This window comes from Streptomyces sp. NPDC048172, from assembly GCF_043202595.1.
GTDB lineage: Bacteria > Actinomycetota > Actinomycetes > Streptomycetales > Streptomycetaceae > Streptomyces.
In genome coordinates this window covers 55,684-82,365 of record NZ_JBIDAT010000015.1, presented here as the reverse complement: position 1 = coordinate 82,365, position 26,682 = coordinate 55,684, and the positions used below count along the sequence as shown (strand labels likewise).

Below are 26,682 nucleotides of genomic sequence, written 5' to 3'. Positions count from 1 at the left end.
TCTGCCGCATGTTGGAGACCTCGGCACGTCTGCTGCGCCTGCTCTCGCTGCTGCAAGCCCACCGCGAGTGGTCCGGGAACGATCTCGCCGACCGGCTCGACGTCAGCCCGCGCACGGTGCGCCGGGACGTCGACCGGCTGCGCGAGCTGGGCTACCCCGTGCACTCCACCAGCGGCACGGCGGGCGGCTACCAGCTGGGAGCGGGTGCCGAACTGCCGCCGCTGCTGCTGGACGACGAGGAGGCCGTCGCGGTCGCCGTAGGGCTGCGCGGCTCGGCCGACGGCGGCATCGAGGGCATCCAGGAGTCCTCCGCGCGCGCCCTGGCCAAGCTCGAACAGGTGCTGCCGCACCGGCTGCGCCGCCGGGTCGGCGCGCTGACCGAGTTCACGGTGCCGATGCTGCGTGAGCACTGGGGGCCCGCCGTCGAGGCCGGGCTGCTCACCGACCTCGCGCACGCCTGCCGCGACCACGAGCGGCTGCGCTTCAGCTACCGGACGCACGACGGCACGCCCTCGCGGCGCGACGTCGAGCCGTACCGGCTGGTGACCACGCACCGCCGCTGGTACCTGGTCGGCTGGGACCTGGACCGCGAGGACTGGCGCACGTACCGCGCCGACCGGATCACGCTCACCCCGCCGCACGGCCCGCGCTTCGAGCCACGTACGCCGCCCGCCGAGGACCTGGCGGCGTGGGTCGCCGAGGGCGTCTCGCTGCGCGCCTACCCGGAGCGGGCCACGGTGCTGCTGCACACGCCGATGGAGCGGGCCGCGGAGCACATCTCGCTCTCCTCCGGGATCCTGGAGGCCGTCGACGACGAGACCTGCCTGCTGCACGCGGGCGCCCCCTCGCTGGAGGGCATGGTCGTCTACCTCCTCATGCTCGGCGTCGACTTCGAGGTGCGCGAGCCGGACGCGCTGAACGACCACCTGCGGACTATGCGGGACCGGCTGTCCCGCGTTCTTGCTCCGCCTCCAGCGCCGTGACCTCCGGGTGGTGCAGGTCGAAGGCGGGGGACTCGGAGCGGATGCGGGGCATGGTCACGAAGTTGTGCCGGGGCGGCGGGCTGGACGTCGCCCACTCCAGCGAACGGCCGTAGCCCCACGGGTCGTCCAGCTCGACCCTCTCCCCGTACTTGTGCGTGCGCCAGACGTTGTAGAGGAACGGCAGCGTGGAGAGGCCCAGCAGGAAGGCGCCGATGGAGGAGAGCGTGTTGAGCGCGGTGAAGCCGTCGGCGGCCAGATAGTCCGCGTACCGCCGGGGCATCCCCTCCACGCCGAGCCAGTGCTGCACCAGGAACGTGAGGTGGAAGCCTACGAAGAGCGTCCAGAAGTGGATCTTCCCGAGCCGCTCGTCGAGCATCTTGCCCGTGAACTTCGGCCACCAGTAGTAGAACCCGGCGAACGTCGCGAAGACGACCGTGCCGAAGACCACGTAGTGGAAGTGCGCCACCACGAAGTACGAGTCCGTGACGTGGAAGTCCAGCGGCGGCGAGGCCAGCAGCACCCCGGTCAGCCCGCCGAACAGGAAGCTCACCAGGAAGCCGACGCACCAGAGCATCGGCGTCTCGAACGAGACCGAGCCCCGCCACATCGTGCCGATCCAGTTGAAGAACTTCACCCCCGTCGGCACCGCGATCAGGAACGAGAGGAAGGCGAAGAACGGGAGCAGCACCGCCCCCGTCGCGAACATGTGGTGCGCCCAGACCACGAGCGAGAGGCCGGTGATCGCCATCGTGGCGCCGACGAGCATCACATAGCCGAAGATCGGCTTCCGGGAGAAGACCGGAATGATCTCCGTGACGATGCCGAAGAACGGCAGCGCGATGATGTAGACCTCCGGATGCCCGAAGAACCAGAAGAGGTGCTGCCACAGCAGCGCGCCCCCGTTCTCCGCGGCGAAGACCGTCGAGCCGAACCGCCGGTCGGACTCCAGGCAGAGCAGCGCCGCCGCCAGCACCGGGAACGCCACCAGGATCAGGATCGAGGTGAAGAGGGTGTTCCAGGTGAAGACCGGCAGCCGGAACATCGTCATGCCCGGCGCGCGCATCCCGATGATGGTCGTCAGGAAGTTCACCGCGCCCAGGATCGTGCCGAAGCCCGCGAGCGCCAGGCCCATGATCCACATGTCGGCGCCGACACCGGGCGAGCGCGTGAGGGAGTTCAGCGGCGCGTAGGCGAACCAGCCGAAGGAGGCGGGCCCCGCGGGCGTCAGCATGCTCCCGACCACGATCAGCCCGCCGAAGAGGAAGAGCCAGTACGAGAACATGTTCAGCCGCGGGAACGCCACATCGGGCGAACCGATCTGCAACGGCATGATCTCGTTGGCGAACCCCGCGAACGTCGGCGTCGCGAAGAGCAGCAGCATGATCGTGCCGTGCAGCGTGAACGCCTGGTTGAACTGTTCGTTCGTCATGAGCTGGAGCCCAGGGCGTGCCAGTTCGGCGCGCATTCCCAGCGCCAGCACCCCGCCGATCAGGAAGAAGCCGAACGACGTGATGAGATAGAGGTGGCCGATCTTCTTGTGGTCCGTGGTGGTCAGCCAGTCCACGACGATCCGTCCGGGGCGGCGGGGGCGCGGCGCCGCACCGCCTCCCTCGGCCGTGACCTCGGCGGTGTGCGTCGCCATCGTGCCCCCTCGCCGTCGGTGTGTGCCGTGCGTCCGGGCTCACGCCATGATGCGGGCAGGAGACGGGCGGGCGCGAGGGTGCGTGCGGAAGAACTTCCGCCGGTGCGCGGCGGTGGCCGAATTGCCGCGGGTTAAGGCGCCCTTCGCCGGGATTTCGACTCCGCTTAAGACTGGATTCTCGTTGTGCCCGCGAATTCCATGAACGCCCGGAATCCTCATTGCGGGCACCGGGTTAATACGCGTGAGGAGAAGGCACGTACGAGTGACGGGCGTTGTGACAGAAGCGTGACTCGGCTGCCGTCCGGGCGGGACTTCCGGCTGTATGACCCAGGGCCTACGGTTGCTGTCATGGCACCGGAATCCACAACCCCCCAGTCCCCTTCCGACGACACCGAGAGCTACGTGGGACTGCCCGCCGAGGACGCCGAACGGCGCGCGTACGAGCGGGGCTGGACCACCGTGCGGCAGCTTGAGCCGGACGCGATCATCACGATGGAGTTCCTGGTGGGACGCCTGAACCTCGCCGTGAAGGACGGCGAGGTGGTGCGCTGCTGGAAGGGCTAGAGCGGCCAGCGAGGCCCCTGCGCCTGCGCCGGCCCCCGCGCCCTCAGTAGCGCGACGCGACCGGGTCGGGGGCCCGCTTCTCGCTCGCGGACTCCTGGTGGGAGGGGAGCGTGCGCGGCTTGACCAGCGGCTGCCGGGGCTGGCGCGCGGTGACGGGCCGCGAGGCGGGCGAGGGCGCGAGCGGCGGCCCCACGGCCGCGAACCGCTCGCGGAGCGCGAAGATCAGGGCCTCGGCGCGGGCGATGGCGGGCTCGCACCACGGCAGCCCCAGCAGGATCAGCAGCCCCGCCGCCCAGCCCAGGAGCACGTCGCTCACCCAGTGCGTACCGAGATAGACGGTGGTGGCCCCGACGCCGAGGGTGAGGACACCGGCGACCACGGAGAGCACCCGGCGGGCGCGCGGGGTCGTGGCGAGGTAGGCGAGGATGCCCCAGGTCACCACGGCGTTGGCGGTGTGGCCCGAGGGAAATATATCCCCGCCCGCGTACAGCTCGGCCGAGCCGACCGAGGTCGCGTAGTGCGGGCCGAGGCGGCCCGTGACGATCTTGACGGCACCGACCGTGACGTTCAGCAGCAGCAGCGAGACGCCCAGCGCCAGCAGCGGACGGAGCGTCCGCTGCCGCCAGGAGCGCCAGCCCAGCCAGGAGGCGACCAGGACCGCCGTCGGGGCGCGCTGCCCCATCACCACGAACGCGTCGAGCGCGCCGTGCCACTCCGGCCACTGCTTGTACGGGCGGAAGAGCATGACCTGCCAGTCGAGCTGGACCAGCCAGGTCGTGCCCAGCACGGCGACCACGATCGCCACGTAGAAGACGAAGGTCGCGCTGAACAGACCCAGCCGGACACGGCTCATCCGCGGGGGCGGGGCAGAGGGCCTGTGCGGCTCCTGCTCCAGCCGGGAGAAGATTCGGTCGGTACGCACTCAATCGAGATTACCGCGCGTGAAGAGCGCTCCTGCCAAGGGCGGCGTCTTCGTGATGCCGATGTGATGTGCAATAGCCGCCGCTCCGGACTTAGCCGTCGTTTATACCGGCTGATTCCGAGCGGTGGTTTCCGGGCACGAGAGCCGTGAAGTCCGGACGAAGAGCATGACGAAGACACTTCACTCAGGATCCAGCCGGGGTTCTTATTCCGCCCATTACCGCGACGGCCCGCCGGACAGCCCCGGGACGCTTACGGCGGGCCGGATCCGTGCAGCCACCACGCGCCGTAGACGGCCGAAACCAGCGCCAGCGCGCCCAGCGTCAGCCCCGCCCGCACCGGGCGCAGCCGCGCCAGCGCGACCGCGGCGGGCAGCAGCAGCGGGAAGGCGGGCATCATCAGCCGCGGTTTCGAGCCGAAGTAGCCCTTGGCGCAGAGCGCGAGGACCAGCACGATGCCCGCGTAGACGAGCAGGGGCAGCGGCTGGCGCTGCCGCAGGCACAGCACGTACAGCCAGATCACCAGCGCGACCCCGGCGATCAGCCCGAGGCCGCCGACGACGCTGCCCGTGAGGTTCTTCCCGATGAAGCCGAGGAACGCCCAGCCCCCGTCGAAGCCGTTGCCCCACTGCCCCTGGATGTCGAGATAGCCGGTGACGCTCCCCTCGCGGACCCCGACCCACGCGAAGTAGCCGAACCAGCCCAGCGGCGCCAGCAGCAGCCCGAGGACCACCCGCCCCTCCGGGCGGCGCCGCTCGCGCCAGCAGGGCACCAGCGCCGCCAGCCACACGGCGGCCACCACGGCGGCGCCCACCGGCCGGGTCAGCCCCGCGCACGAGGCCAGCGCCCCCGCCAGCAGCCAGCGCCGGTCCAGCACCGCCCAGAGCGACCACGCGGCGAGCGCCGTGAAGAGCGACTCGCTGTACGCCATCGACTGCACGATCCCGACGGGCAGCGCCGCCCACAGCACCGCGAGGCAGATCCCCGCGCTTCGCCCGTACAGCCGGTCGCCGATGAGGAAGAGCGCCCAGGCGGCGGCGAGCGAGGAGACCCCGCTCACCAGCAGCCCCGCGTCGGCGGGGGAGAGCGGCGAGATCTCGGACAGGCCCCGCTCCAGCGCGGGCAGCAGCGGGAAGAAGGCCAGGTCGGAGTGGACGCCGCCGTCGGGCAGCCGCACCGTGTAGCCGTACCAGCCCTCGGCGACCCGGGTGTACCAGAGGGAGTCCCAGCGCGCGGAGAGCAACTGGTGCGCGCTCTTCCCCGAAGCGGCCGCCCAGAGCGCCAGCACCAGCACACCCAGCAGCCTCACCCCCGCGTAGGCCAGCAGCGCGGGGGCCGCTCGCACACATGTGTCACGTGCCCGTCTGCGGGCAGAGGAGCGTTGGGAAGGGGAGGCGGAGAGATCGGTCACGGCGGAGATTATGGGTCGTCTGTCAGGCTGCCCGGACGGGCGGGGGCACGGCGGGCACTCCGCCGACTCGCGTACGCTAACGGCCACTCGCCCCTCGTCTGTACCGGGCCCGTATGCCGCCACGGTCCCCCCGCGGCATTTCCCCCCATGGCCCCAGCGGGTGCGAGAGCAAGAGGAGGTGCGTAGATGTCCGGGACGACCACGGCCGGAGCGCGAGAGGCGGCGGACGTCCCCGAACACAGAGCGGGCCCGCGCACCGCGGGCAGTGCCAATCGCTGGACCGTGCTCGTCGTCCTCTGCGCCAGCCTGCTCCTCGTGGCCATCGACGCCACCGTCCTGCACGTCGCGGTGCCGGCGGTGTCGGAGGACCTGCGTCCGGGCTCCATCCAGCTCCTCTGGATCGTCGACGCCTACCCGCTCGTGTGCGCCTCCCTCCTCATCCTCTTCGGCACGCTCGGCGACCGTGTCGGGCGACGGCGCGTGCTGCTGTTCGGATACGCGCTCTTCGCCGTCGCCTCGGCCCTCGCGGCCTACGCGCACACGCCCGAGGTCCTCATCGCCGCCCGGGCGCTGCTCGGCGTCGGCGGCGCGATGATCATGCCCGCGACGCTCTCGATACTCCGCCAGGTCTTCCCCGACCGCCGCGAGCGCGCCCTCGCCGTCGGCATCTGGAGCGCCGTCGCCGCCGTCGGGGCAGCCGTGGGCCCGCTGGTCGGCGGGCTGCTGCTGGAGCACTTCTGGTGGGGCTCGGTCTTCCTGATCAACATCCCGCTGATGGCCGCGAGCCTCCCCGTCGGACGCTGGCTGCTGCCCGAGTCCGTCAGCGACCGCAACGGGCCCTGGGACGTGTTCGGCGCGCTCATGGCCGCCTCCGGGCTCTGCTGCGTGATCCTCGGCGTCAAGCGCGCGGGCAGCGGCGAGCTCTTCTCGCCCGCCACGCTGCTGCCGCTGGTGGTGGGCGTCACGCTGATCGCGCTCTTCGTACGCCGCCAGCGCAGGCGCCCGTATCCGCTGATCGACTTCGGGACGCTCACCCGTGCGGCGTTCGGTACCTCGGTCGGCTGCATCGTGCTCACCGTGCTGGCGCTGGTCGGGCTCGCGCTCATGGCGGCCCAGTACCTCCAGCTCGTCCTCGGGCTCTCACCGCTGGAGACGGGGCTGCGGCTGCTGCCGCTCTCCGTCGCCGCGATCGCCGCGGGGCTCGCGGGCTCCCGGATGCTGCGGCTGCTGGGGCCCCGCACGATGGTCTCGCTCGGCTTCCTCGTCACCGCGCTGGCCGTGCTCTGCCTGACCGCCGTGGGCCAGGAGGACAAGCCCCCCATCCTGATCGGCGGCTTCGTGCTGCTCGGCTTCGGCCTGGAGACCACGCTCTTCGGCTGCTACGAGTCGATGCTGAGCGAGGCCCCCGCCGAGCAGTCCGGCGGGGCCGCGGCCGTGGGGGAGACCGCGTACCAGCTCGGTGCGGGCATCGGGATCGCGCTCCTCGGCAGTGTGATGAACGCCGCGTACGGGCCGGGAGTGCGGGAGGTCCATGGCGTCCCCGGTGCCGCGAGCGCCGACGCGAGTCACTCGCTGGGCGAGGCGTACGAGGTCGCTGCGCGGCTTGGAGGGGCACAGGGCTCTGCCCTTCGCTCTGCCGCGCGCGATGCGTTTGTGCAGGGGCTGCATGTCACGTTGTACGTGAGTGCCGGGTTGCTGCTTCTGGGTGCGCTTGCCGCGCTTCGGTTGCCGGGGCGTATGGAGTGTGCCCCCAAGGAGCAGCGGGCCGCCCGTGCGGAGGCGCCCTCCGTGACTGCCCCCTGATGTCGTTCCGCGTGCGCGGGTGCGTTGTGGTTGGCCGCGCAGTTCCCCGCGCCCCTGACGGGGCGCTCCTCGCGGGGGCTCTTGTTCAAGGGGTTACTCGAACGTAGCGTCGGATCATGAGTCCTAAGACCCCGTTCGACCCGCGTGATCCCCTGGGGATCGACGATCTGCTGAGCGACGAGGACCGCGCGGTCCGTGACACTCTGCGTTCCTGGGCGGCCGACCGTGTGCTGCCGCACATCGCCGACTGGTACGAGAAGGGTGAGCTGCCCGGCATCCGGGAGCTGGCCCGTGAGCTGGGCGGGATCGGCGCCCTCGGCATGTCCCTGAAGGGGTACGGCTGCGCGGGCGCCAGCGCCGTCCAGTACGGGCTGGCCTGTCTGGAGCTGGAGGCCGCCGACTCCGGCATCCGTTCCCTCGTCTCGGTGCAGGGCTCCCTCGCGATGTACGCGATCCACCGCTTCGGCAGCGAGGAGCAGAAGCAGGAGTGGCTGCCGCGGATGGCCTCCGGCGAGGTCATCGGCTGCTTCGGGCTCACCGAGCCGGACCACGGCTCGGACCCGGCCGGGATGCGGACGTACGCGAAGCGGGACGGCTCCGACTGGGTGCTGACCGGCCGCAAGATGTGGATCACCAACGGCTCGGTCGCGGGCGTGGCCGTGGTGTGGGCGCGTACGGACGACGGCATCCGGGGCTTCGTCGTGCCGACGGACAGCCCGGGGTTCTCGGCACCGGAAATCACCCATAAGTGGTCACTGCGGGCCTCCGTCACGAGCGAACTGGTGATGGACGAGGTCCGGCTGCCCGCCGAGGCCGTGCTGCCGGAGGTCTCGGGGCTGCGCGGTCCGCTGAGCTGTCTGAGCCACGCGCGCTACGGGATCGTGTGGGGCGCGATGGGCGCGGCCCGTACGTGCTTCGAGGCGGCGCTCGACTACGCGACCTCGCGCGAGCAGTTCGGCAAGCCGCTCGGCGGCTTCCAGCTCACGCAGGCGAAGCTCGCCGACATGGCGGTCGAGCTGCACAAGGGGATCCTGCTCGCGCACCACCTGGGGCTGCGCGTGGACGCGGGGACGGTACGGCCGGAGCAGATCAGCTTCGGCAAGCTGAACAACGTGCGCGAGGCCATCGAGATCTGCCGCACGTCCCGCACGGTGCTGGGGGCCAACGGGATCTCGCTCGAATACCCGGTCATGCGGCACGCGACGAACCTGGAATCGGTGCTCACCTACGAGGGCACCGTGGAGATGCACCAGCTCATCCTGGGCAAGGCCCTGACCGGCCTGGACGCCTTCCGGGGCTAGGCACACCGCCGTACGGGCGCCGAGCCGGTGGGGAAGGGGGCCTCCCCCTTCCCCACCGGCTCAGCTCTGGTTGAAGAAGCCGCCTTCGGTGGCGCGACGCTCCTCACCGCTCACGATCTTGTAATCCGGAGGGGTCAGCAGGAAGACCCGCGTCGCCACCCGGTCGATGGAACCGCGGAGGCCGAAGGTCAGGCCCGCGGCGAAGTCGACGACGCGCTTGGCGTCGGCGGACTCCATGGCCGTCAGGTTGACGATCACCGGGACGCCGTCCCGGAACAGCTCGCCGATGCCGCGCGCGTCCCGGAAGCCGTCCGGGGTCACCGTCGCGATTCTGGTGCCCTGGTCCTGCGCCGCCTCGGCCGTCACCTGCACCCGGGGATCCGTGACCCACGGCTCACGCGCGGCGTCTCCGGGCTCCGGTCCCTCGGCGTAGTCGTCGTCGTAGTAACGCATCTCGCTGTCGTCGACGAGGCCCAGCCAGGCACTCGCCTTGCGCACCGATCCCATGGACGCCTCCTCTCCTTCTGCGCGGGGTCCCACTGCTTCGTCAGCGTCCGCAACTCCTATGGTCGTCCATGATGCTGATGATGCGCCAAGCGGATACCCGTTCCAGACGTGATTCGTGACGGTTCTGGTGCACAACATATGGCGCTCGATCAGGGCTCTTGTCCAGCACGGAAGCTGACGGAGTGACAGATCATCCGCTTTTGTCCCATCCGTCCGGACGGGTGGCCCGGGCGGACAGACGGGTGAGGCCCGCCGTAAGTTGATCACCATGAGCACTGAGCGCGCGGAAGCGAACGACGGGCCGGACGCGGCGGATCTGCGGCGGGAGTGGGAGCGCTGGAGGGAGAAGCGCACCGCCGCCGTCGCGGCGCCGTACGGGCCGCTGTCGGTGACCGGCACGCACTGGGTCGCGGAGGCGGAGGACGGTGCCGTCCCCGGACTCCCGGGCCGGTGGGCCGAGTCGGCGGACGGGGCATCGGTGCTGCTGGAGGCGGGTGTGGCGGACGGGCTGGCCGTCGACGACGAGCTGTTGGCGGGTCAGGTCAGGCTGGGCGAGGACGACGAGGGGGACCCCGGTTCCTCCCGGGTCTCCTACGGGCCGCGGCGGCTGGTCCTGATGCGCCGTGAGGGTCAGTGGGCTGTGCGGGTGTTCGACCCCGAGGCGCCTTCCCGGCGCGCGTTCCGGGGGATCGACGCCTTCCCGTACGACCCCGCGTGGGTACGGTCCGGGACCTTCCGGCCGTACGAGGAAGGGGCGCGCAGCGTGCTCGTCGGGAACGCGGACGGGCGGGAGCGGGGGCTGGGTCTCGCCGGGCACCTGATCTTCACCGAACCCGGCGGTGGTGAGCACACGCTCCAGGTCTCCGTCGTCGCGGGCGGCGGGCTGTGGGCCGTGCTCGCCGACGGCACGAGCGGCAGGACGAGTTACCCCTTCCGCTTCCTGCGCACCGGGGCGCCCCGCGCCGGGAACGAGGTGACCGTCGACTTCAACAGGACGACGCTGCCGCCGTGCGCCTTCACGGACAACTTCCTGTGCCCCTTCCCGCCGCCCGGCAACAGGCTGGAGTTCGACGTCCCGGCGGGGGAGCGGAACGTGAGCGACGCCTGAGCGACGGCTGAGGCGAGGTATGCGCCGGGGGGCCCGATCTGACGCGAAAGGGACGGCATCCGTCCGAAAGAGGCACTTGCGCGTCCGGAATTTCACTGCGAATACTCCATGCAGCGTTTGTCAGGAGCACGCTTTGATTTCCCTGATCGGGAGGAAAAGTGAGGATCAAGCGCACTACCGCCCGCAGTAGCGGGTTACGAGGGAGACGGGCACGGCTGATCGCCGCCGCCTCCGGGATGGCCGCCGCCGGGGCGCTCATGGTGCCCGCTACGGCGTCGGCAGAAGCTCCGTCCCCCCACGCCTACACCGCGAACCAGCTCGGCGCGGCCTCCGAGGCCGTGCTGAAGGCCGATGTCGCGGGCACGGCATGGCACGTCGACCAGAAGACCAACCGCCTCGTCGTCACGGCCGACAGCAGGGTGTCGGCCGCCGACCTGGCGAAGATCGAGCGCGCGGCGGGTGGCAGCGCCGGCGCCCTGGACGTCCAGCGCACCAAGGGAACGTTCAAGAAGTTCCTCTCGGGCGGCGACGCGATCTACGCGACGAGCTGGCGCTGCTCCGCGGGGTTCAACGTCCGCAACGGCAGCACGTACTACTTCGTGACCGCCGGGCACTGCACCGACGGCGCGGGCAACTGGTACACCAACTCCGGACGCACCACCCTCATCGGCCCGAGCGCCGGATCGAGCTTCCCCACCAACGACTACGGGCTCGTGCGCTACAGCTCCGGCGTCGCGCACCCGGGCACCGTCGGGAGCGTCGACATCACCCGGGCCGCCGACCCCACGGTCGGCCAGACCGTCACCCGGCGCGGCAGCACCACCGGCACGCACAGCGGCCGGGTCACCGCGCTGAACGCCACGGTCAACTACGGCGGCGGTGACATCGTCTACGGCCTGATCCGCACCACCGTCTGCGCCGAGCCCGGCGACAGCGGCGGGCCGCTCTACTCCGGCAGCACGGCCCACGGGCTGACCTCGGGCGGCAGCGGGAACTGCTCCTCCGGCGGGACGACCTTCTTCCAGCCGGTCACCGAGGCCCTGCGCGCGTACAACGTCAGCGTCTACTGACCTGACCGCACGCCGTTCCCCGCCCGCGGCCGCCCGCCGCGGGCGGGGTCCTGACCGGGGTATCGACTGAGGTCTCCACGCGGGGCTACCGTGGAGATACTCACCTGAATCTCCCGAATGGCCCGGGATTCCCCGGGCGCCGGGAGCGCGTCGGCTGACGTCGACAGGAGGCCGTCATGGTCGTGGAGCTGGTGGTCGCGGGACTCTCCGCGGGAGCCGTGTACGTGATGGCGGCGGCGCGGGTCGTCCGGCAGTACGAGCGGGGACTGGTCTTCCGGCTCGGACGGCTCAGGGAGACCGTCAAGGGGCCGGGCTTCACGATGATCCTCCCCGCGGTCGAGCGGCTGCAGAAGGTCAACATGCAGATCGTGACGCTGCCGGTGCCCGCCCAGGAGGGCATCACCCGGGACAACGTCACCGTGCGCGTGGACGCCGTGGTCTACTTCCGGGTCGTCGACCCGGTCCCGGCGATCGTGCGGGTCGAGGACTACCGCTTCGCGGTCGCGCAGATGGCGCAGACCTCGCTGCGCTCCATCATCGGCAAGAGCGAGCTGGACGACCTCCTCTCCAACCGCGAGAAGCTCAACCAGGGCCTGGAGCTGATGATCGACAGCCCGGCCGTCGACTGGGGCGTCACGGTGGACCGCGTCGAGATCAAGGACGTCTCGCTGCCGGAGACCATGAAGCGCTCGATGGCGCGCCAGGCCGAGGCGCACCGCGACCGTCGGGCCCGGCTGATCAACGCCGACGCCGAACTGATGGCGTCCGAGAAGCTCGCGCAGGCCGCCGAGCGGATGTCCGCGACGCCCGCCGCGCTCCAGCTCCGGCTGCTCCAGACCGTGGCCTCGGTCGCCACGGAGAAGAACTCCACGCTGGTGCTGCCCTTCCCCGTCGAGCTGCTCCGCTTCCTGGAGGGCTCGCGGGACGACAGCGGGGGCGGGGGAGGCGGCGGCCCCCGGGCGCGTACGAGTGCGAGCGCGGCGCCGCGCGACGGCGCGATCGATCTGGACCTCGACGCCGAGGCCGAGGCCGATGAGCTGGAGGACGCCGTGGAGCCCGGGAAGCCCGCGCCGGCCGAGCTGCCGGAAGAGGTGCTCGGCGAGCTGAAGACGGGCGAACCGCCCCGCTCCCGGCCGGAATCCGAGGGCTGAGGGGCGATAACCGGACAGGTCTATTCCCTACGTACGCGGTACGCGGGGTCGCTGTCCGTGTCCGCACGCGGAGGCGACGTGCGGGGGCACGGCCGGAAGTGATCCGGTAAAGACTTCCCCAACTCCCTTGCGGATGACGAGAACTGCACCTTGTGGGTTAACAGGCGTTCTCGCGATACTCGGCGTCACAAGTTGGCATGCACGCGTCTTCCTCACGGGGAATGCGCCCATGTCGTACTTCCTCCCGGGTCCACCTGCCCCTCGGGCGGGCCCCACCCCCACCGGAGGTACCGAGTTGAGAAAGCACCGAGGCATATCCAAGCGGCGGGTCCTGATCGCGGGTACGGGCATCGCCGCCCTCACGGCCGGGACGCTCACCCTGGCCACGAACGCCAGTGCCGACCAGGCGGCTCCCACCGCCAGGACCCTGTCGGCCAAGGCGGCGTCCGAGCTCGCCCCCACGCTCACGGGCGACATCAAGGGCGACGCGGGCGCGTACTACGACGCCAAGGCCAAGCAGCTCGTCGTGAACGTCACGGACGCGGCGGGCAAGGCGAAGGCCGAGGCGGCGGGCGCCAGGGCCAGACTCGTCGACCACTCGATGGCCCAGCTCAAGGACGCCAAGGCCGCGCTGGGCGAGACGCGGACGGTCGGCACCTCGCGCGGCGTGGACACCCAGGGCAACAGGGTCCTGGTGACCGCGGACTCGACGGTCAAGGGCGCGAAGCTCGCCCAGCTCAAGAAGGAGATCAAGGCACAGGGCGGCAAGGCCGAGCTCAAGCGGGTCAAGGGCGAGTTCAGCACCAAGATCGCGGGCGGCGACGCCATCTGGGGCTCCGGGGCGCGCTGCTCCCTCGGCTTCAACGTCACCGTCAACGGCCAGCCGGGTTTCCTGACGGCCGGTCACTGCACGAACATCGTCCAGAGCTGGTCCGACTCCCAGGGCGGCGGCGAGATCGCGGCCACCCAGAGCGGCACCTTCCCCGGCAGCGACCACGGCCTGGCGATGTACACCGCCGACACCGACCACCCGAGCGCGGTCGACCTCTACAACGGCAGCACCCAGGAGATCTCGGGCGCGGGCGAGGCGACGGTCGGCCAGCAGGTACAGCGCAGCGGCAGCACCACCCAGGTCCACGACGGCACGGTCGAGGCGCTGAACGTGGACGTCGACTACGCCGAGGGCACGGTCCGCGGCACGATCCAGACCAACGTCTGCGCCGAGCCCGGCGACAGCGGCGGCGCGCTCTTCGCGGGTGACCAGGCCCTGGGTCTCACCTCCGGCGGCAGCGGCGACTGCTCCTCCGGCGGCCAGACCTTCTTCCAGCCCGTCGGCCCGGCCCTTGAGGCGTACGGCGCTTCCATCCCGTAACCGCGAAGCTCCACCAGCAGCACGTCAACCCACGCCAGGCGGAACCCCCGGACGTCGTCCGGGGGTTCCTTGGTTCCGTGTTCCGGTACCGGAGGGACGTTATCCGGACAGGTGTACACCTTACGTGGGGAGTACGCGGCGTCGCCCCGCGTGTCCGGCCGCGAGCGTGCGCCGGGACGACGTGCGAGGGGAGTTGCGAGTGCGCCGTGGGGGGCGGGGAGACAACGCCGGGACGGATGACGCGATCTGGGGGGTTGTGTGTTAACCGACGTTCTCGCAATACTCGGCGCCACGAGTTGGCATGGACGCGACTTCTTCTTGGGAATGAAGTGTGTGTCCGTACTTCCTCCGGGACCGGCCTCAGTCCCTCGCCGGGCCCAACCCCCCACAGGAGGTAAAAGAGTTGAGAGAGCACAAGATATCCAAGCGGCGCGTCGCGATCGCGGGTGCGGCTGTCGCGGCCCTCGCCGCCGGCACCCTCACCATCACCACCGCCAACGCCTCTGAGGACTCCTCCACTCCGAAGAGCCTGTCGTCCGCCTCGGCCTCCAAGCTGGCCACGTCCCTCCAGAAGGACATCAAGGGCGACGCCGGTGCGTACTACGACGCCAAGGCCAAGCAGCTCGTCGTCAACGTGACCGACGGCGACGCCAAGGCGAAGGTCGAGGACGCGGGCGCCAAGGCCCGGGTCGTCGAGCACACCCTGGCCCAGCTGACCACGGTCAAGGACGCCCTCACCGCGAAGGACGTCACGGGCACGGCCCGTTCGGTGGACGTGAAGACCAACAAGGTCGTCGTCACCGCCGACAAGACGGTCAAGGGCGCGAAGCTCGCCCAGCTCAAGAAGCAGATCAAGGCTCAGGGCGGCAAGGCCGAACTGAAGCAGACCGCGGGCAAGTTCACCACCAAGATCGCGGGCGGCGACGCGATCTGGGGCGACGGCGGGCGCTGCTCGCTGGGCTTCAACGTCACGAAGGACGGCAAGGCCGGCTTCCTGACCGCGGGCCACTGCACCACCGCGATCAAGAGCTGGTCCGACAAGGAGGGCGGGGAGGCCATCGCCGACAGCGGCGACGGCAAGTTCCCGGGCAACGACTACGGCATCGCCATGTACAAGGGCGACACCGACCACCCGAGCGAGGTCAACCTCTACAACGGCAGCACCCAGAAGATCTCGGGCGCGGCCGAGGCCGAGGTCGGCCAGAAGGTGCAGCGGAGCGGCAGCACCACGCAGCTCCACGACGGCTCGGTCAAGGCCGTCGACGCCTCCGTCTCGTACCCGGAGGGCACCGTCGACGGGCTGATCCAGACCGACGTCTGCGCCGAGCCCGGTGACAGCGGCGGCTCGCTCTTCGCCGAGGACAAGGCGCTCGGCGTCACCTCCGGCGGCAGCGGCGACTGCTCCGCGGGCGGCGAGACCTACTTCCAGCCCGCGACCACCGCGCTGGAGGCCCTGGGTGCCGAGATCGGCTGACACGGCCGGTCGGACGGTCCCGTGCGGACCTGAGTGACATCCCCCCACGCACCACGGAACCCCCGGACACCGTCCGGGGGTTCTGTGCGTCCGTACGCCGGATCCGGCGGCCCGGGGTCAGCTCTTCTCGGCCGCCACCAGCTCCGCGATCTGCACGGCGTTCAGCGCCGCGCCCTTGCGGAGGTTGTCGTTGGAGAGGAAGAGCGCGAGGCCGTTCTCGGCGGTCTCGTCGGCGCGGATACGGCCGACGTAGCTCGCGTCCTTCCCGGCCGCCTGGAGCGGGGTCGGGATGTCGGACAGCTCCACGCCCGGCGCCCCGGCGAGCAGCTCGCGGGCGCGCTCGGGGCTGATCGGGCGCGCGAAGCGGGCGTTGACCTGGAGGGAGTGGCCGGTGAAGACGGGCACGCGGACGCAGGTGCCGGAGACCTTCAGGGCGGGGATGTCGAGGATCTTGCGGCTCTCGTTACGGAGCTTCTGCTCCTCGTCCGTCTCGTTCAGCCCGTCGTCGACGACCGAGCCCGCGAGCGGCAGCGCGTTGAAGGCGATGGGGCGCTTGAACTTGTCGGGGGCGGGGAAGTCGACCGCGTCCCCGTCGAAGGTCAGCCGCGCCGCGTCGCCCTCGACGGCCTTGCGCACCTGGCCGTCCAGCTCGGCGACACCGGCGAGGCCGCTGCCGGAGACCGCCTGGTAGGTGGCGACGACCAGGGCCGTCAGCTCCGCCTCGGCGTGCAGCGGGCGCAGCACCGGCATGGCGGCCATGGTGGTGCAGTTCGGGTTGGCGATGATGCCCTTCGGGCGGCGCTTCGCGGCCTCGGGGTTCACCTCGGAGACGACCAGCGGCACCTCGGGGTCCATCCGCCAGGCCGAGGAGTTGTCGATCACGACGGGGCCCTGGGCGGCGATCTTCTCGGCGAGGGCCCTGGAGGTCGCGCCGCCCGCGGAGAACAGGACGATGTCCAGCCCGGAACAGTCGGCGGTGGTCGCGTCCTCGACCGTGATCTCGCCGTCCTTCCACGGCAGGGTCCGCCCGGCGGAACGCGCCGAGGCGAACAGCCGCAGCTCGTCGACCGGGAAATCCCGCTCGGCCAGAATCTCGCGCATCACGCTGCCGACCTGACCCGTGGCTCCGACGATCCCGATCTTCATGGGGCTCCTTCATGTCATGCCTGTGCGCTGCGCTGTGCTGTGCGCCTTCCTGAGTGCCCTCTACCCTGCCTCGGAGCGGGCACGGGGGGCCAATTCTTTGACTTCGGTCACAGCGGGCGGCTCAGGCCCGGGGGACGTCCAGGCCCGCCGTGAGCTTCCGCAGGCAGCGGACGCCGGTCTCCGCGGGGCCGTCCCCGTCGTCGTCCTCCGCCCCGGCCCAGGTCTCCACGGAGATCCGCATCGCGGAGTTCGCCGCCGCCGCGAGCAGCCGTACGTCCAGGGGGTCGGCGTCCTCGCGCGCCAGCGCCGTCAGCACCGGGATCAGTGACTCCTCGGTGGTGGCGTGGACGCGGTGCCAGACCGAGCGCAGGCCCGGGTCGCCGGGCACGGCGCGCAGCAGCCCGCGGGTGCGGTGCAGGGCCTCGGCCTCCGCCTCGTCCTCGGGGGTGAGCGCCCTGCGGACGGCCCGCTCCAGCGCCTCGGCGACCGGCAGCTCGCCGGGCGCGGCGGCGAGGTCCTTCAGCCACCGCCGGACGCCGCCGGTGAGGAGCGGGGTGACGGCCTCCTCCTTGGTGCGGAAGTACCGGTAGAAGGTGCGCAGCGAGACCCCCGCGGCCCGCGCGATGTCCTCGGCCGTGACGCCCCCGGCGCCGTGCTCGGCGAACAGGTCGGCGGCGCAGCGGGCGATCTCCCACTCGGTCTCGGCCTTGCGCCGCTCGGTGAGGGTGGGGCCGTAAGGAGCACGTGCGGACATAGGGGAAGCGTACGTCAGGCGGCGGGCAAGTCTGCGTCCTGCGCCACTGTGGCACGTTGTGCCACTCAGGCGTACGGTGGACAGCGATCCCTCGGGGGACAGCCCTCCCGGAAAAGGAGCACCACCCATGTCACTCCCTCGCTTCGCAGGCCGCCGCGTCCTCGTCACCGGCGGCGGATCCGGTATCGGCCAGGCCACCGTCGCGCGGCTGCTGGACGAGGGCGGCACCGTCGTCGCCGCCGACATCGCCGAGCCGGGCCTGGAGAAGACCCGTGCGGCGGCCGTCCAGGCCGGGACCGACGCCCGTCTGACCACGGTCACCGTGGACATCTCCGACGAGGCGTCCGTGCGGGACGCCGTCGGGGGCGCGATCGAGGGCCTCGGCGGCCTGGACGTCCTGGTGAACGCCGCCGGGATCCTGGACTCCGCGCACACCGAGACCATGACCCTCGACTTCTGGAACCGGATCATCGGCGTCAACCTCACCGGCACGTTCCTGGTGACCCGTCAGGCGCTGCCCGCGCTGCTCGCCACGGGCAAGGGCGTGCTGGTCAACTTCAGCTCGACCTCGGCGAGCTTCGCGCACCCCTACATGGCCGCGTACGCCGCGACCAAGGGCGGCATCCAGTCCTTCACGCACGCCCTCGCCTCCGAGTACAGCAAGCAGGGGCTGCGCGCGGTCTGCGTCGCGCCCGGCTCCATCGACTCCGGCATGACGCGCGCCCCGGGGCTGCCGGAGGACACGGACTTCTCGCTGATCGCCAAGCTGACTCCGGCGCTCGGCAAGGGCTTCGCCGGGCCCGAGACCGTCGCGGGCGCCATCGCGATGCTCGCCTCCGACGACGGCGCGTTCATCACCGGCACGGAGCTGCGGATCGACGGCGGCACGCACATGTGAACCCATGTGAGTGTGCCGGTACGGGAGTTGTAGCGTGCGGATCATGAATGACGCCGAACTCCCGTACACCGTCCGCACCGCGCGGCCCGCCGACTTCGACGCGATCATCGCCGTCGTCGACGACTGGTGGGGCCGCCCCGCCTCCCGCGACCTCACCCGGGTCTTCCTCGACCACTTCTTCGCGACCAGCCTCGTCGCCGAGGACGCCGACGGGGAGCTGGCGGGCTTCGTCGTCGGCTTCCTGTCGCCCTCCGAGCCCGCCTACGCCTACATCCACTTCACCGGCGTCTCGCCCGCCATGCGCAGGACAGGACTCGCCCGCGACCTGTACGAGCGGTTCTTCGTACGGGCCCGGGAGGACGGCCGTACCGCCGTCAAGGCCGTCACCTCCCCGGTCAACGCCCGCTCCATCGCCTTCCACGAGGCCATGGGCTTCACGGCCTCGGCCCCGGTCGCCGACTACGACGGCCCCTCGCTGGACCGGGTCGTCTTCCGCCGGGAGCTGTGAGGGGGGCGGCTCCCCGAGGCCCTCTCGCCTCGCCATTCGAATAAAAGTTCGATGGCTGGTTTATGGTGGTCCCAGAGAACGAGAAGGGGGCTGACGTGGCGGGAGGTGCTGACGACCGGTGGCCGGTTTTGTGCACCTGCACGTCGCCTCCGGCTTCTCCGCGCGGTACGGCGCCTCGCACCCCGAGAAGCTGGCCGAGCGCGCCGCCGAGCGGGGGATGGAGGCGGTCGCGCTGACGGACCGGGACACCCTCGCGGGAGCAGTGCGCTTCGCCAAGGCGAGCGCGCGGGCCGGGGTGCGCCCGGTGTACGGCGTGGAGCTGGCCGTCGGGCAGCCGGAGGAGCGGCGCGGCGACGGGACCGTACGGCGCAGGAAGACCCCGGTCAGGGGCGGGTCCTTTGTCGATGAATCGGCACAGCGCGCCGTCTTCCTCGCCCGGGACGGCGCCCGCGGCTGGGCCGAGCTGTGCCGGATGGTGACCGCCGCGCACGCCGGGCGGGAGGCCGCCGGGCCGCCCGGCGGTGACCGCCCGCTGCTGCCGTGGGCCGGGGCCCACGGGGACGCGCTGACCGTGCTGCTCGGCGCCGGTTCCGACGTGGGCCGCGCGCTCGCCGCCGGGCGGCCCGACCGCGCGGCCCGGCTGCTGACCGCGTGGCGCGAGGTCTTCGGCGACGATCTGCGCCTCGCCGTCGACGGCTCCGGGCCGCTGCGCGAGGCGGCCCGCGCGCTGGGCCTCGCTGCGCAGGAGGGCGTCAAGCCCGTGCTGACCAACGCCGTGCGCTATGCCGACCCGGGCCAGGGCCCCGTCGCCGACGTGCTGGACGCCGCCCGTCGCCTCGTCCCCGTCGATCCGCGCAGGGGGCTCGACGGCGGCGAGCGCTGGCTGAAGGGCCCGGCCGAGATGGACGCCGTCGCCGAGCGGGTCGCGGAGGCGGCCGGATACCGGCGGAACACCGCGCACCGGCTGCTCGACCTCACCCAGGAGACCGCCGCCGCCTGCCGCGTGGACCAGGGGGACGACCTCGGCATCGGCAGCGTGCACTTCCCCGAGCCCTGGCTGACCGGCACGGCCGGGCGCACCGCCGCGCGCGAACTGCGCTCGCGCTGCGCCGCCGGGATGGTCGCCCGCCGGTACGAGCGGGACCCGGGGCGCTGGCGGCGGCTGGAGCACGAGCTGGGGATCATCGAGGAGCTGGGCTTCTCCTCGTACTTCCTCACCGTCGCGCGCGTCGTCGAGGACGTGAAGGAGCTGGGGATCCGGGTCGCGGCGCGAGGCTCGGGCGCCGGGTCCTTCGTCGTCCACCTGCTGGGCGTCGCGCAGGCCGACCCCGTCGCGCACGGGCTGCTGATGGAGCGCTTCCTCTCCCCGCGCAGGGCCGCGCTCCCGGACATCGACATCGACGTCGAGTCGGCCCGCAGGCTGGAGGTCTACCGCGCGATCTTCGACCGCTTCGGCGAGGAGCGGGTCGCCACCGTCGCCATGCCCGAGACCTACCGGGTGCGGCACGCGATCCGGGACGTGGGCGCCGCGCTCGGCATGGACCCGGCGGAGACCGACCGGCTCGCCAAGGCGTTCCCGCACATCAGGGCGAAGGACGCGCGCGCCGCGCTCGCCGAGCTGCCGGAGCTGAAGGGCGTGGCCGAGGAGACCCACGGCCCCCGCTTCTGGGACCTGGTCGAGGGGCTGGACGGGCTGCCGCGCGGCGTGGCCATGCACCCGTGCGGGGTGCTGCTCTCGGACGCCTCGCTGCGCGCCCGTACGCCCGTGGTGCCGACCAGCGGCGAGGGCTTCGCCATGTCCCAGTTCGACAAGGAGGACGTGGAGGACCTGGGGCTGCTCAAGCTGGACGTGCTGGGGGTGCGGATGCAGTCGGCCATGGCGTACGCGCTGGACGAGGTCGAACGGGCGAGCGGCGAGCGCGTCGACCTGGACGCGGTGCCGGAGGGCGACCCGGAGACGTACGAACTGATCCGGTCCTCCGAGACGCTGGGCTGCTTCCAGATCGAGTCGCCGGGCCAGCGCGACCTGCTGGGGCGGCTGCAGCCGGAGAACTTCCACGACCTCGTCGTGGACATCTCGCTCTTCCGCCCGGGGCCCGTCGGCGGCGACATGGTGCGGCCGTTCATCGAGTCCCGGCACGGGCGGCGCGCCCCGGGCTATCCGCACCCGGACCTGGAGCCGGTGCTGCGCGAGACGTACGGGGTGGCGATCTTCCACGAGCAGGTGATCAGGATCCTCGCCGTCATGACGGGCTGCGACCGGGGCAAGGCCGACGAGGCGCGGCGCGCGCTGAACGGCGAGGAGGGGCGGGCCCGGGTGCGCGCCTGGTTCGCCGACGCGGCGGAACGGCGCGGCTACGCGCCCTCCGTGATCGCCGCGACCTGGGAGATCGTCGAGTCCTTCGGCTCGTACGGCTTCTGCAAGGCGCACGCGGTCGCCTTCGCGGTGCCCACCTACCAGTCGGCGTGGCTGAAGGCGCACCGTCCGGCCGCGTTCTACGCCGGGCTGCTGGAGCACGACCCCGGGATGTACCCGAAGCGGCTGCTGCTGGCGGACGCGCGGCGGCGCGGGGTGCCGGTGCTGCCGCTGGACGTGAACCGGTCCTCCGCGTCCTATCGGATCGAACTGGAGTCTGATTCTGGGCTGTGGGGCGTCCGCCTCGCGCTCTCCGAGGTGCAGGGCATCAGCGCGGCGGACGCCGCGCGGATCGAGGCCGGACAGCCCTACGGCTCGCTCGCCGACCTCTGGCGCCGCGCCCGCCCGCCCCGGCCCGTCGCCGAGGGCCTCGCGCGGGTCGGCGCGCTGGACGCCTTCGCGCCCGGCGGCAACCGGCGCGACCTGCTGCTGCACCTCGCCGAGCTGCACCGCGCGCAGCGCGCCTCGGGCGCGCGCGAGGGCCAGCTCGCGCTGGGCGAGTCGGGCCCCGCCGACGCGCCCGAGCCCGCACACCTGCCCGACATGGACAGCGACGAGCGGCTCGGCGCCGAGATCGGCGTCCTCGGCCTGGACGCCTCCCGGCACCTGATGAGCGACCACCACGACTTCCTGCGGGAGCTGGGCGCCTGCTCGGCCCGTACGCTGCGCGACGCGCGGCACGGCGAGACCGTGCTGGTCGCGGGCGCCAAGGCGGCCACCCAGACGCCGCCGATCCCCTCCGGCAAGCGCGTCATCTTCACGACGCTGGACGACGGCACGGGCCTGGTCGACTGCGCCTTCTTCGACGACTCCCACGCCGCCTGCGCGCACACCGTCTTCCACTCCTGGCTGCTGCTGGTGCGCGGCGTGGTGCAGCGGCGCGGCCCGCGCAGCCTCAGCGTGGTCGGCTCCGCCGCCTGGAACCTGGCCGAACTGGCCGAACTGCGCCGCACCGGCGGCCTCGACGCGGTCACGGAACGGCTGGCGGCGACGTCGGCGCCGGAAGAGGACGGGGAGGCCACGAGCCGCACCATCGAGGTCGCCCCCGGCGTCCGCATGAACGCCTGGGCCGATCTGCGCACCCCCGGCGAGGACACCGCCAAGGGCGTCCGCAAGATGTGGCACTCCAGCCCGGGGAGCGCCGGATGATCCGGGCGAGCGGGACGACCGTATCCGCCGTGCTCTACGTCCACTTCGGCCGCTGTTCCGAGGACGCCTACACGGAGCTCCTCGCCCTGCTCGCCGACATCACCCCCGTCGTCCAGGCGCTGCCGCCCGACGCCGCGCTCGCCGACGTCCGGGGCGCGCTGCGCTACTTCGGGCAGGACGCCGCCGGGCTCGCCCGCCTCGTACGGCTGCGCGCGGCGGCCCGGTACGGGACGGGGTGCACCGTCGGCGTCGGCCCCAACCCGCTGCTCGCGCGGATGGCCGCGCACGACGGGGACTTCGGGGGCGTACGGGAGGTGCGCCCCGAGGACGTCGCGCGCTTCCTCGACCGCAAGCCCGTCGCCGCGCTGCACGGGGTCGGCCCCGCGACCGCCCGTACGCTCTGCTCGTACGGCCTGGACAGCGTCGGGCGCCTCGCCGCGGCCCCTCCCGCCACGCTCCAGCGGATCCTCGGCGCCGCGACGGCCCGCCGCCTGGCCGAACGGGCGCGCGGGGACGACACGACACCGGTCGTCCCCTCGGCCCCGGCGCGCTCGGCCGCCGCCGAGCACCGCTTCGGCCACGACGAGCTGGACCCGGAGCAGCGGCGGCGCGCGCTGCTCACGCTCGCCGACGGGCTGGGCTTCCGGATGCGGACCGACCGGCAGGTCGCGCACGGGCTGAGCCTCACCGTCCGCTACGCCGACCGGTCGGCCACCACCCGCACCCGCACCCTGCCCGAACCGACGGCGCACACCCCCGCGCTGACGCACGCCGCCTACGCGCTGCACGACGCACTCGGCCTCCAGCGCGCCCGCGTACGGTCCGTGGCACTGCGCGCCGAGAACCTCACGGCGGCCGAACTCGCCGCCCGCCAGCTCTCCTTCGACCCCCGCGAGGAACGGGCCCGCCGCGCGGAGGCGGCGGCCGACCGGGCACGCGTCAGGTTCGGCGCGGCGGCGGCGTACCCGGCGGGGGCCGTGGCGGCGTGAGTCCCCGCCCGCCCCTCAGCGGATGATCGAGACGATCTCGCAGACCGCGTCGGCGAGACGCGGGTCGCCCGCCGTACGGGCACGGGCCCGGGCCTCGGCGGGCTCGACGCCCCGGACGCACAGCCGCCAGGCGGTCTCGGCGTCCAGCTCCACACGCGTGACGGGCTCGCCGGCGGGCGGCCCGGCCAGCGTCCACCCTTTCTCGTCGCCCTCGGCGGTGACGGTCCAGGCGCCGCCCGCCGGTCCCGGCACCGTCACCCGGACCTGCGTGCCCGGGGGAGCGGGGACGGCGCGCAGGGTGTGGGGGAGGGCGCGGAAGAAGGTGTCGAGGACGACGGAGAGGACGCGCGGTGCGTCGTCGGTTCCCCGGCCCGTCGCGTGCCGGAGCTGCTGGCGGTGGGTCCAGAACTCGGTCAGGTCCCGGGCCCGGTCCAGCCACATCGGCGCCGGGTCGACGCCCGCCCAGGAGACGCCCAGCGACGGCGCGTCCGGGTCCGCCGCCTCGAAGAACCGCGCGACCTGCGCGCCCGCCGTCTCCAGCGCGTCGAGCAGCGAGGCAGGGGAGACCCGGGCGTGCGCGTCGACCCACTCCTGGTTGATCCGGTGGATGAACGCCTCCAGCGTCTCGCCGGGCGCGGGCGCCGGGCCCTCGCGGTGCCCGTCGCGGTCGCGCGCGAGGCGCCCGTAGAAGTCGCCGAGCAGATGCGCCGCCAGCTCGCGCACCGTCCACCCCGGCACCGCCTCCGCACGCCACTCCTCCGGCCGGAGCGCGCGCAAGGTGGCCATGAGCGCCGCGTGCTCGGGCGCGAAGAGGGGCCCGGCGTCGATGGGCGGTCCGAGACGGGAGAGGTCGGGTTCGGTCATCCGCCGACGGTAGACGGGGAGGACCGGGGCAGGGGAACGGTTTTCCGGGCCCCGCCGGTTCGCCCCGTCAGGGGCGCGGGGAACTGCGCGCCCGGCCACGGCGACGTGGCCATCCGCCGACGGTAGATGCGAAGGACCGGGGCAGGGGAACGGATTTCCGAGCTCCCTGGTTTGCCCCGTCAGGGGCGCGGGGAACTGCGCGACCGGCCACGGTGGCGCGGCAGCCTGCCGCGCACGCGCGGGGGCAGCCCGGATGCAGCTCTTACGGGCAGTGCCCAGCGGGAAAAGTGAGGGGCCCCGGGGACTCAGCCCGGGGCCCCTCGTAGGGAGACGGTCAGTTGACCGCGGCCCGGAACTGTCGCAGGCGGAGGCTGTTGCCGACGACGAAGACCGAGGAGAAGGCCATCGCGGCCCCCGCGATCATCGGGTTGAGCAGGCCCGCCGCCGCGAGCGGCAGCGCCGCGACGTTGTAGGCGAAGGCCCAGAAGAGGTTGGACTTGATGGTGCCCAGCGTCCTGCGGGAGAGGCGGATGGCGTCCGCCGCCGCGCGCAGGTCGCCCCGTACGAGCGTGAGGTCGCCCGCCTCTATGGCCGCGTCGGTGCCGGTGCCCATGGCCAGGCCGAGGTCGGCCTGGGCGAGCGCCGCCGCGTCGTTGACGCCGTCGCCGACCATGGCGACCGAACGGCCCTCGTCCTGGAGCTTCTTGACGACGCTCACCTTGTCCTCGGGCATGACCTCGGCGATCACGTCCGCGGGCTCGATGCCGACCTCGGCGGCGACCGTCTCGGCCACGGCCTGGTTGTCGCCGGTCAGCAGCACGGGCCGCAGGCCCAGGCCGCGCAGCCGCTCGATGGCCTCGGCGCTGGTCGGCTTGACCGCGTCGGCGACCTCCAGCACGGCACGGGCCTCGCCGTCCCAGGCGACCGCGATGGCGGTGCGGCCCGCCTTCTCGGCCGCGAGCTTGGCCGCCGCCAGGTCCTCGGGGAGGGCCATCGCCCACTCCGCGAGCAGCTTCTCGCGGCCGACCAGCACCGCGTGGCCCTCGACGACGCCCTGGACGCCGAGCCCGGGAACGTTCGCGAAGTCCTCGGGGGCGGGCAGCTGTCCGTACTTCTCGCTCGCGCCCTTGGCGACGGCCTGCGCGATGGGGTGCTCGGAGGCGTTCTCCAGCGCGCCCGCCAGCTTCAGGACCTCCTCCTCGGAGGTGCCCTCGGCGGTGTGGACGCCGAGCAGGGTCATGGTGCCGGTGGTGACGGTGCCGGTCTTGTCGAGCACGATGGTGTCGGCCTTGCGGGTGTTCTCCAGCACCTCGGGCCCCTTGATCAGGATGCCGAGCTGGGCGCCGCGCCCGGTGCCGACCATCAGCGCGGTCGGCGTGGCCAGGCCCAGGGCGCAGGGGCAGGCGATGATCAGCACCGCGACGGCCGCGGTGAAGGCGGCGGTCAGCCCCGCGCCGTTGCCGAGCCAGAAGCCGAGCGTGGCGAGCGCGAGCCCGATCACGACGGGCACGAAGACCCCGGAGATACGGTCGGCCAGCCGCTGGGCCGCGGCCTTGCCGTTCTGCGCGTCCTCCACCAGCTTGGCCATCCGCGCGAGCTGGGTGTCGGCGCCGACGCGGGTCGCCTCGACGACGAGCCGGCCGCCCGCGTTGAGCGTCGCGCCGGTGACCGCGTCGCCCTCGCCGACCTCCACCGGCACGGACTCGCCGGTGAGCATGGAGGCGTCCACGGCGGAGCTGCCCTCGACGACCGTGCCGTCGGTGGCGATCTTCTCTCCGGGCCGGACCACGAAGCGGTCGCCGACCGCCAGCTCCTCGGTGCGGATCAGGACCTCGCGGCCGTCGCGCAGCACCGTGACTTCCTTGGCGCCCAGCTCCAGCAGGGCCTTGAGCGCGGCGCCCGCCTTCCGCTTGGAACGGGCCTCGAAGTACCGCCCGGCCAGGATGAAGGTGGTCACGCCCGCCGCGGCTTCCAGATAGATGTTCCCGGCGCCGTCGGTCCGTGCGATGGAGAGCTCGAAGGGGTGGGTCATGCCGGGCTCGCCCGCCGTACCGAAGAACAGCGCCCACAGGGACCAGAGCATCGCGGCCGAGGTGCCGACCGAGATCAGGGTGTCCATGGTGGCGGCGCCGTGCCGCGCGTTGGTCCAGGCGGCGCGGTGGAAGGGCCAGGCGCCCCAGACCACGACCGGCGCGGCCAGCGTGAGGGAGAGCCACTGCCAGTACTCGAACTGCAGTGCCGGGGCCATCGCCATCGCGATCACGGGAACGGAGAGGATCAGCGAGCCGATCAGCCGCTGGCGCAGCGTGGCCAGCTCGGCGTCCTTCGCGTCCTCCTCCGTGCCACCGCTGGAACCCTCGGCCTCCGTACGCGCGGGGGCGGGCGGCTCCGCCGTGTAACCGGTGGCCTCGACCGTGGCGACCAGGTCGTCCACACCGACGCCGTCCGCGAAGCTGACCTTGGCCTTCTCGGTGGCGTAGTTGACGGTGGCGGTGACGCCCTCCATCCGGTTCAGCTTCTTCTCGATGCGGTTGGCGCACGAGGCGCAGGTCATGCCACCAATGGCGAGTTCGACCTCGGTGCTCTCGTCGGCGTTCGCGGGGGTGGTGACGGTCATCACTGCTCCTCGTGCTCAGAGATTCGCATGTGTAT

21 protein-coding genes are annotated in these 26,682 nt (G+C 72.3%); 13 read left to right on the top strand and 8 right to left on the bottom strand.

Features of this window, described 5'->3' with window-relative positions; genetic code table 11:
• Positions 1 to 8 precede the first annotated feature (8 nt).
• Positions 9 to 983, top strand: a complete 975-nt coding sequence (locus tag ACGF3A_RS41755; protein WP_393736145.1) for a helix-turn-helix transcriptional regulator — start codon at positions 9 to 11, stop codon at positions 981 to 983.
• Here the strand turns inward: ACGF3A_RS41755 and ctaD are convergent.
• The gene (gene ctaD / locus ACGF3A_RS41750; protein ID WP_393736143.1) at positions 934 to 2,625 is read right to left on the bottom strand and encodes a cytochrome c oxidase subunit I; all 1,692 of its coding nucleotides are present in this window, start codon (positions 2,623 to 2,625) and stop codon (positions 934 to 936) included. The two genes, ACGF3A_RS41755 and ctaD, sit on opposite strands and share 50 nt — an antisense overlap.
• 348 nt (positions 2,626 to 2,973) lie before the next feature.
• On the opposite strand from ctaD, the gene ACGF3A_RS41745 reads away from it, so the two are divergent.
• Entirely contained in the window at positions 2,974 to 3,189 is a 216-nt protein-coding gene (locus ACGF3A_RS41745; RefSeq protein ID WP_393736141.1) for an I78 family peptidase inhibitor, read from the top strand.
• A 43-nt stretch (positions 3,190 to 3,232) separates the two neighbouring features.
• Here the strand turns inward: ACGF3A_RS41745 and ACGF3A_RS41740 are convergent, their stop codons facing one another.
• Positions 3,233 to 4,111: a phosphatase PAP2 family protein gene (locus ACGF3A_RS41740; protein ID WP_393736139.1), complete on the bottom strand. Its 879-nt coding sequence runs from the start codon at positions 4,109 to 4,111 to the stop codon at positions 3,233 to 3,235.
• A 251-nt stretch (positions 4,112 to 4,362) separates the two neighbouring features.
• On the bottom strand, positions 4,363 to 5,520 hold the full coding sequence (locus ACGF3A_RS41735; RefSeq protein WP_393736137.1) for a glycosyltransferase family 39 protein: 1,158 nt from the start codon (positions 5,518 to 5,520) through the stop codon (positions 4,363 to 4,365).
• Positions 5,521 to 5,706: 186 nt separating this feature from the next.
• On the opposite strand from ACGF3A_RS41735, the gene ACGF3A_RS41730 reads away from it, so the two are divergent.
• Both ACGF3A_RS41730 and ACGF3A_RS41725 read left to right on the top strand, forming a co-directional pair.
• Positions 5,707 to 7,323 (top strand): MFS transporter, encoded by a 1,617-nt coding sequence (locus ACGF3A_RS41730; protein ID WP_393736135.1) that lies wholly within the window; start codon positions 5,707 to 5,709, stop codon positions 7,321 to 7,323.
• 116 nt (positions 7,324 to 7,439) lie between these two features.
• Positions 7,440 to 8,624, top strand: coding sequence for an acyl-CoA dehydrogenase family protein (locus ACGF3A_RS41725; RefSeq protein WP_393736133.1), 1,185 nt, complete (start codon positions 7,440 to 7,442; stop codon positions 8,622 to 8,624).
• Positions 8,625 to 8,684: 60 nt separating this feature from the next.
• On the opposite strand, the gene ACGF3A_RS41720 is transcribed toward ACGF3A_RS41725, so the two are convergent.
• Positions 8,685 to 9,131 carry a cell division protein SepF gene (locus ACGF3A_RS41720; protein ID WP_393736131.1) on the bottom strand — a complete coding sequence of 149 codons (447 nt, stop codon included), beginning with the start codon at positions 9,129 to 9,131 and terminating at the stop codon, positions 8,685 to 8,687.
• 268 nt (positions 9,132 to 9,399) lie between these two features.
• Between ACGF3A_RS41720 and ACGF3A_RS41715 the strand changes: the two genes are divergently transcribed.
• The 5 genes from ACGF3A_RS41715 (at position 9,400) to ACGF3A_RS41695 (ending at position 15,306) form a co-directional block, all read left to right on the top strand.
• Positions 9,400 to 10,239, top strand: coding sequence for a DUF1684 domain-containing protein (locus ACGF3A_RS41715; protein ID WP_393736129.1), 840 nt, complete (start codon positions 9,400 to 9,402; stop codon positions 10,237 to 10,239).
• Positions 10,240 to 10,397: 158 nt separating this feature from the next.
• A complete protein-coding gene (locus ACGF3A_RS41710; protein WP_393736127.1) occupies positions 10,398 to 11,309 on the top strand; it encodes a S1 family peptidase in 912 nt (303 codons plus the stop codon).
• 176 nt (positions 11,310 to 11,485) lie between these two features.
• Positions 11,486 to 12,460 (top strand): slipin family protein, encoded by a 975-nt coding sequence (locus ACGF3A_RS41705; protein WP_393736125.1) that lies wholly within the window; start codon positions 11,486 to 11,488, stop codon positions 12,458 to 12,460.
• Positions 12,461 to 12,755: 295 nt separating this feature from the next.
• Positions 12,756 to 13,832 carry a S1 family peptidase gene (locus ACGF3A_RS41700; RefSeq protein WP_393736123.1) on the top strand — a complete coding sequence of 359 codons (1,077 nt, stop codon included), beginning with the start codon at positions 12,756 to 12,758 and terminating at the stop codon, positions 13,830 to 13,832.
• Between the two features lie 403 nt (positions 13,833 to 14,235).
• The gene (locus ACGF3A_RS41695) at positions 14,236 to 15,306 is read left to right on the top strand and encodes a S1 family peptidase (RefSeq protein WP_393736121.1); all 1,071 of its coding nucleotides are present in this window, start codon (positions 14,236 to 14,238) and stop codon (positions 15,304 to 15,306) included.
• Positions 15,307 to 15,423: 117 nt separating this feature from the next.
• Here the strand turns inward: ACGF3A_RS41695 and ACGF3A_RS41690 are convergent, their stop codons facing one another.
• Together ACGF3A_RS41690 and ACGF3A_RS41685 are read right to left on the bottom strand one after the other, a co-directional pair.
• Complete coding sequence (locus ACGF3A_RS41690; RefSeq protein ID WP_393736118.1) at positions 15,424 to 16,452, bottom strand: aspartate-semialdehyde dehydrogenase; 1,029 nt, start codon at positions 16,450 to 16,452, stop codon at positions 15,424 to 15,426.
• A 121-nt stretch (positions 16,453 to 16,573) separates the two neighbouring features.
• Positions 16,574 to 17,206 carry a TetR family transcriptional regulator gene (locus ACGF3A_RS41685; protein WP_393736116.1) on the bottom strand — a complete coding sequence of 211 codons (633 nt, stop codon included), beginning with the start codon at positions 17,204 to 17,206 and terminating at the stop codon, positions 16,574 to 16,576.
• Between the two features lie 127 nt (positions 17,207 to 17,333).
• On the opposite strand from ACGF3A_RS41685, the gene ACGF3A_RS41680 reads away from it, so the two are divergent.
• The 4 genes from ACGF3A_RS41680 (at position 17,334) to ACGF3A_RS41665 (ending at position 23,166) form a co-directional block, all read left to right on the top strand.
• Positions 17,334 to 18,104: an SDR family NAD(P)-dependent oxidoreductase gene (locus ACGF3A_RS41680; RefSeq protein ID WP_393736114.1), complete on the top strand. Its 771-nt coding sequence runs from the start codon at positions 17,334 to 17,336 to the stop codon at positions 18,102 to 18,104.
• A gap of 43 nt (positions 18,105 to 18,147) precedes the next feature.
• On the top strand, positions 18,148 to 18,612 hold the full coding sequence (locus ACGF3A_RS41675; protein ID WP_393736111.1) for a GNAT family N-acetyltransferase: 465 nt from the start codon (positions 18,148 to 18,150) through the stop codon (positions 18,610 to 18,612).
• A 118-nt stretch (positions 18,613 to 18,730) separates the two neighbouring features.
• Entirely contained in the window at positions 18,731 to 22,177 is a 3,447-nt protein-coding gene (locus ACGF3A_RS41670) for a DNA polymerase III subunit alpha (RefSeq protein ID WP_393736109.1), read from the top strand.
• Positions 22,174 to 23,166, top strand: a complete 993-nt coding sequence (locus ACGF3A_RS41665) for a helix-hairpin-helix domain-containing protein (protein ID WP_393736107.1) — start codon at positions 22,174 to 22,176, stop codon at positions 23,164 to 23,166. Before ACGF3A_RS41670 ends, ACGF3A_RS41665 begins: the two co-directional genes overlap by 4 nt.
• Before the next feature lie 15 nt (positions 23,167 to 23,181).
• Here the strand turns inward: ACGF3A_RS41665 and ACGF3A_RS41660 are convergent, their stop codons facing one another.
• Positions 23,182 to 24,030 (bottom strand): maleylpyruvate isomerase family mycothiol-dependent enzyme, encoded by an 849-nt coding sequence (locus ACGF3A_RS41660; RefSeq protein WP_393736105.1) that lies wholly within the window; start codon positions 24,028 to 24,030, stop codon positions 23,182 to 23,184.
• Between the two features lie 334 nt (positions 24,031 to 24,364).
• Positions 24,365 to 26,647 carry a heavy metal translocating P-type ATPase gene (locus ACGF3A_RS41655; RefSeq protein ID WP_393736103.1) on the bottom strand — a complete coding sequence of 761 codons (2,283 nt, stop codon included), beginning with the start codon at positions 26,645 to 26,647 and terminating at the stop codon, positions 24,365 to 24,367.
• Between the last annotated feature and the right edge of the window lie 35 nt (positions 26,648 to 26,682).

Excerpts from the sequence above, each read along its gene's own strand:
- ACGF3A_RS41745 (WP_393736141.1), top strand. The coding sequence starts at position 2,974 with ATGGCACCGGAATCCACAACCCCCCAGTCCCCTTCCGACGACACCGAG.
- ACGF3A_RS41725 (WP_393736133.1), top strand. The coding sequence starts at position 7,440 with ATGAGTCCTAAGACCCCGTTCGACCCGCGTGATCCCCTGGGGATCGAC.
- ctaD (WP_393736143.1), bottom strand. The coding sequence starts at position 2,625 with ATGGCGACGCACACCGCCGAGGTCACGGCCGAGGGAGGCGGTGCGGCG.
- ACGF3A_RS41690 (WP_393736118.1), bottom strand. The coding sequence starts at position 16,452 with ATGAAGATCGGGATCGTCGGAGCCACGGGTCAGGTCGGCAGCGTGATG.
- ACGF3A_RS41685 (WP_393736116.1), bottom strand. The coding sequence starts at position 17,206 with ATGTCCGCACGTGCTCCTTACGGCCCCACCCTCACCGAGCGGCGCAAG.
- ACGF3A_RS41720 (WP_393736131.1), bottom strand. The coding sequence starts at position 9,131 with ATGGGATCGGTGCGCAAGGCGAGTGCCTGGCTGGGCCTCGTCGACGAC.
- ACGF3A_RS41675 (WP_393736111.1), top strand. The coding sequence starts at position 18,148 with ATGAATGACGCCGAACTCCCGTACACCGTCCGCACCGCGCGGCCCGCC.
- ACGF3A_RS41680 (WP_393736114.1), top strand. The coding sequence starts at position 17,334 with ATGTCACTCCCTCGCTTCGCAGGCCGCCGCGTCCTCGTCACCGGCGGC.
- ACGF3A_RS41755 (WP_393736145.1), top strand. The coding sequence starts at position 9 with ATGTTGGAGACCTCGGCACGTCTGCTGCGCCTGCTCTCGCTGCTGCAA.
- ACGF3A_RS41665 (WP_393736107.1), top strand. The coding sequence starts at position 22,174 with ATGATCCGGGCGAGCGGGACGACCGTATCCGCCGTGCTCTACGTCCAC.
- ACGF3A_RS41660 (WP_393736105.1), bottom strand. The coding sequence starts at position 24,030 with ATGACCGAACCCGACCTCTCCCGTCTCGGACCGCCCATCGACGCCGGG.
- ACGF3A_RS41715 (WP_393736129.1), top strand. The coding sequence starts at position 9,400 with ATGAGCACTGAGCGCGCGGAAGCGAACGACGGGCCGGACGCGGCGGAT.
- ACGF3A_RS41655 (WP_393736103.1), bottom strand. The coding sequence starts at position 26,647 with ATGACCGTCACCACCCCCGCGAACGCCGACGAGAGCACCGAGGTCGAA.
- ACGF3A_RS41705 (WP_393736125.1), top strand. The coding sequence starts at position 11,486 with ATGGTCGTGGAGCTGGTGGTCGCGGGACTCTCCGCGGGAGCCGTGTAC.
- ACGF3A_RS41730 (WP_393736135.1), top strand. The coding sequence starts at position 5,707 with ATGTCCGGGACGACCACGGCCGGAGCGCGAGAGGCGGCGGACGTCCCC.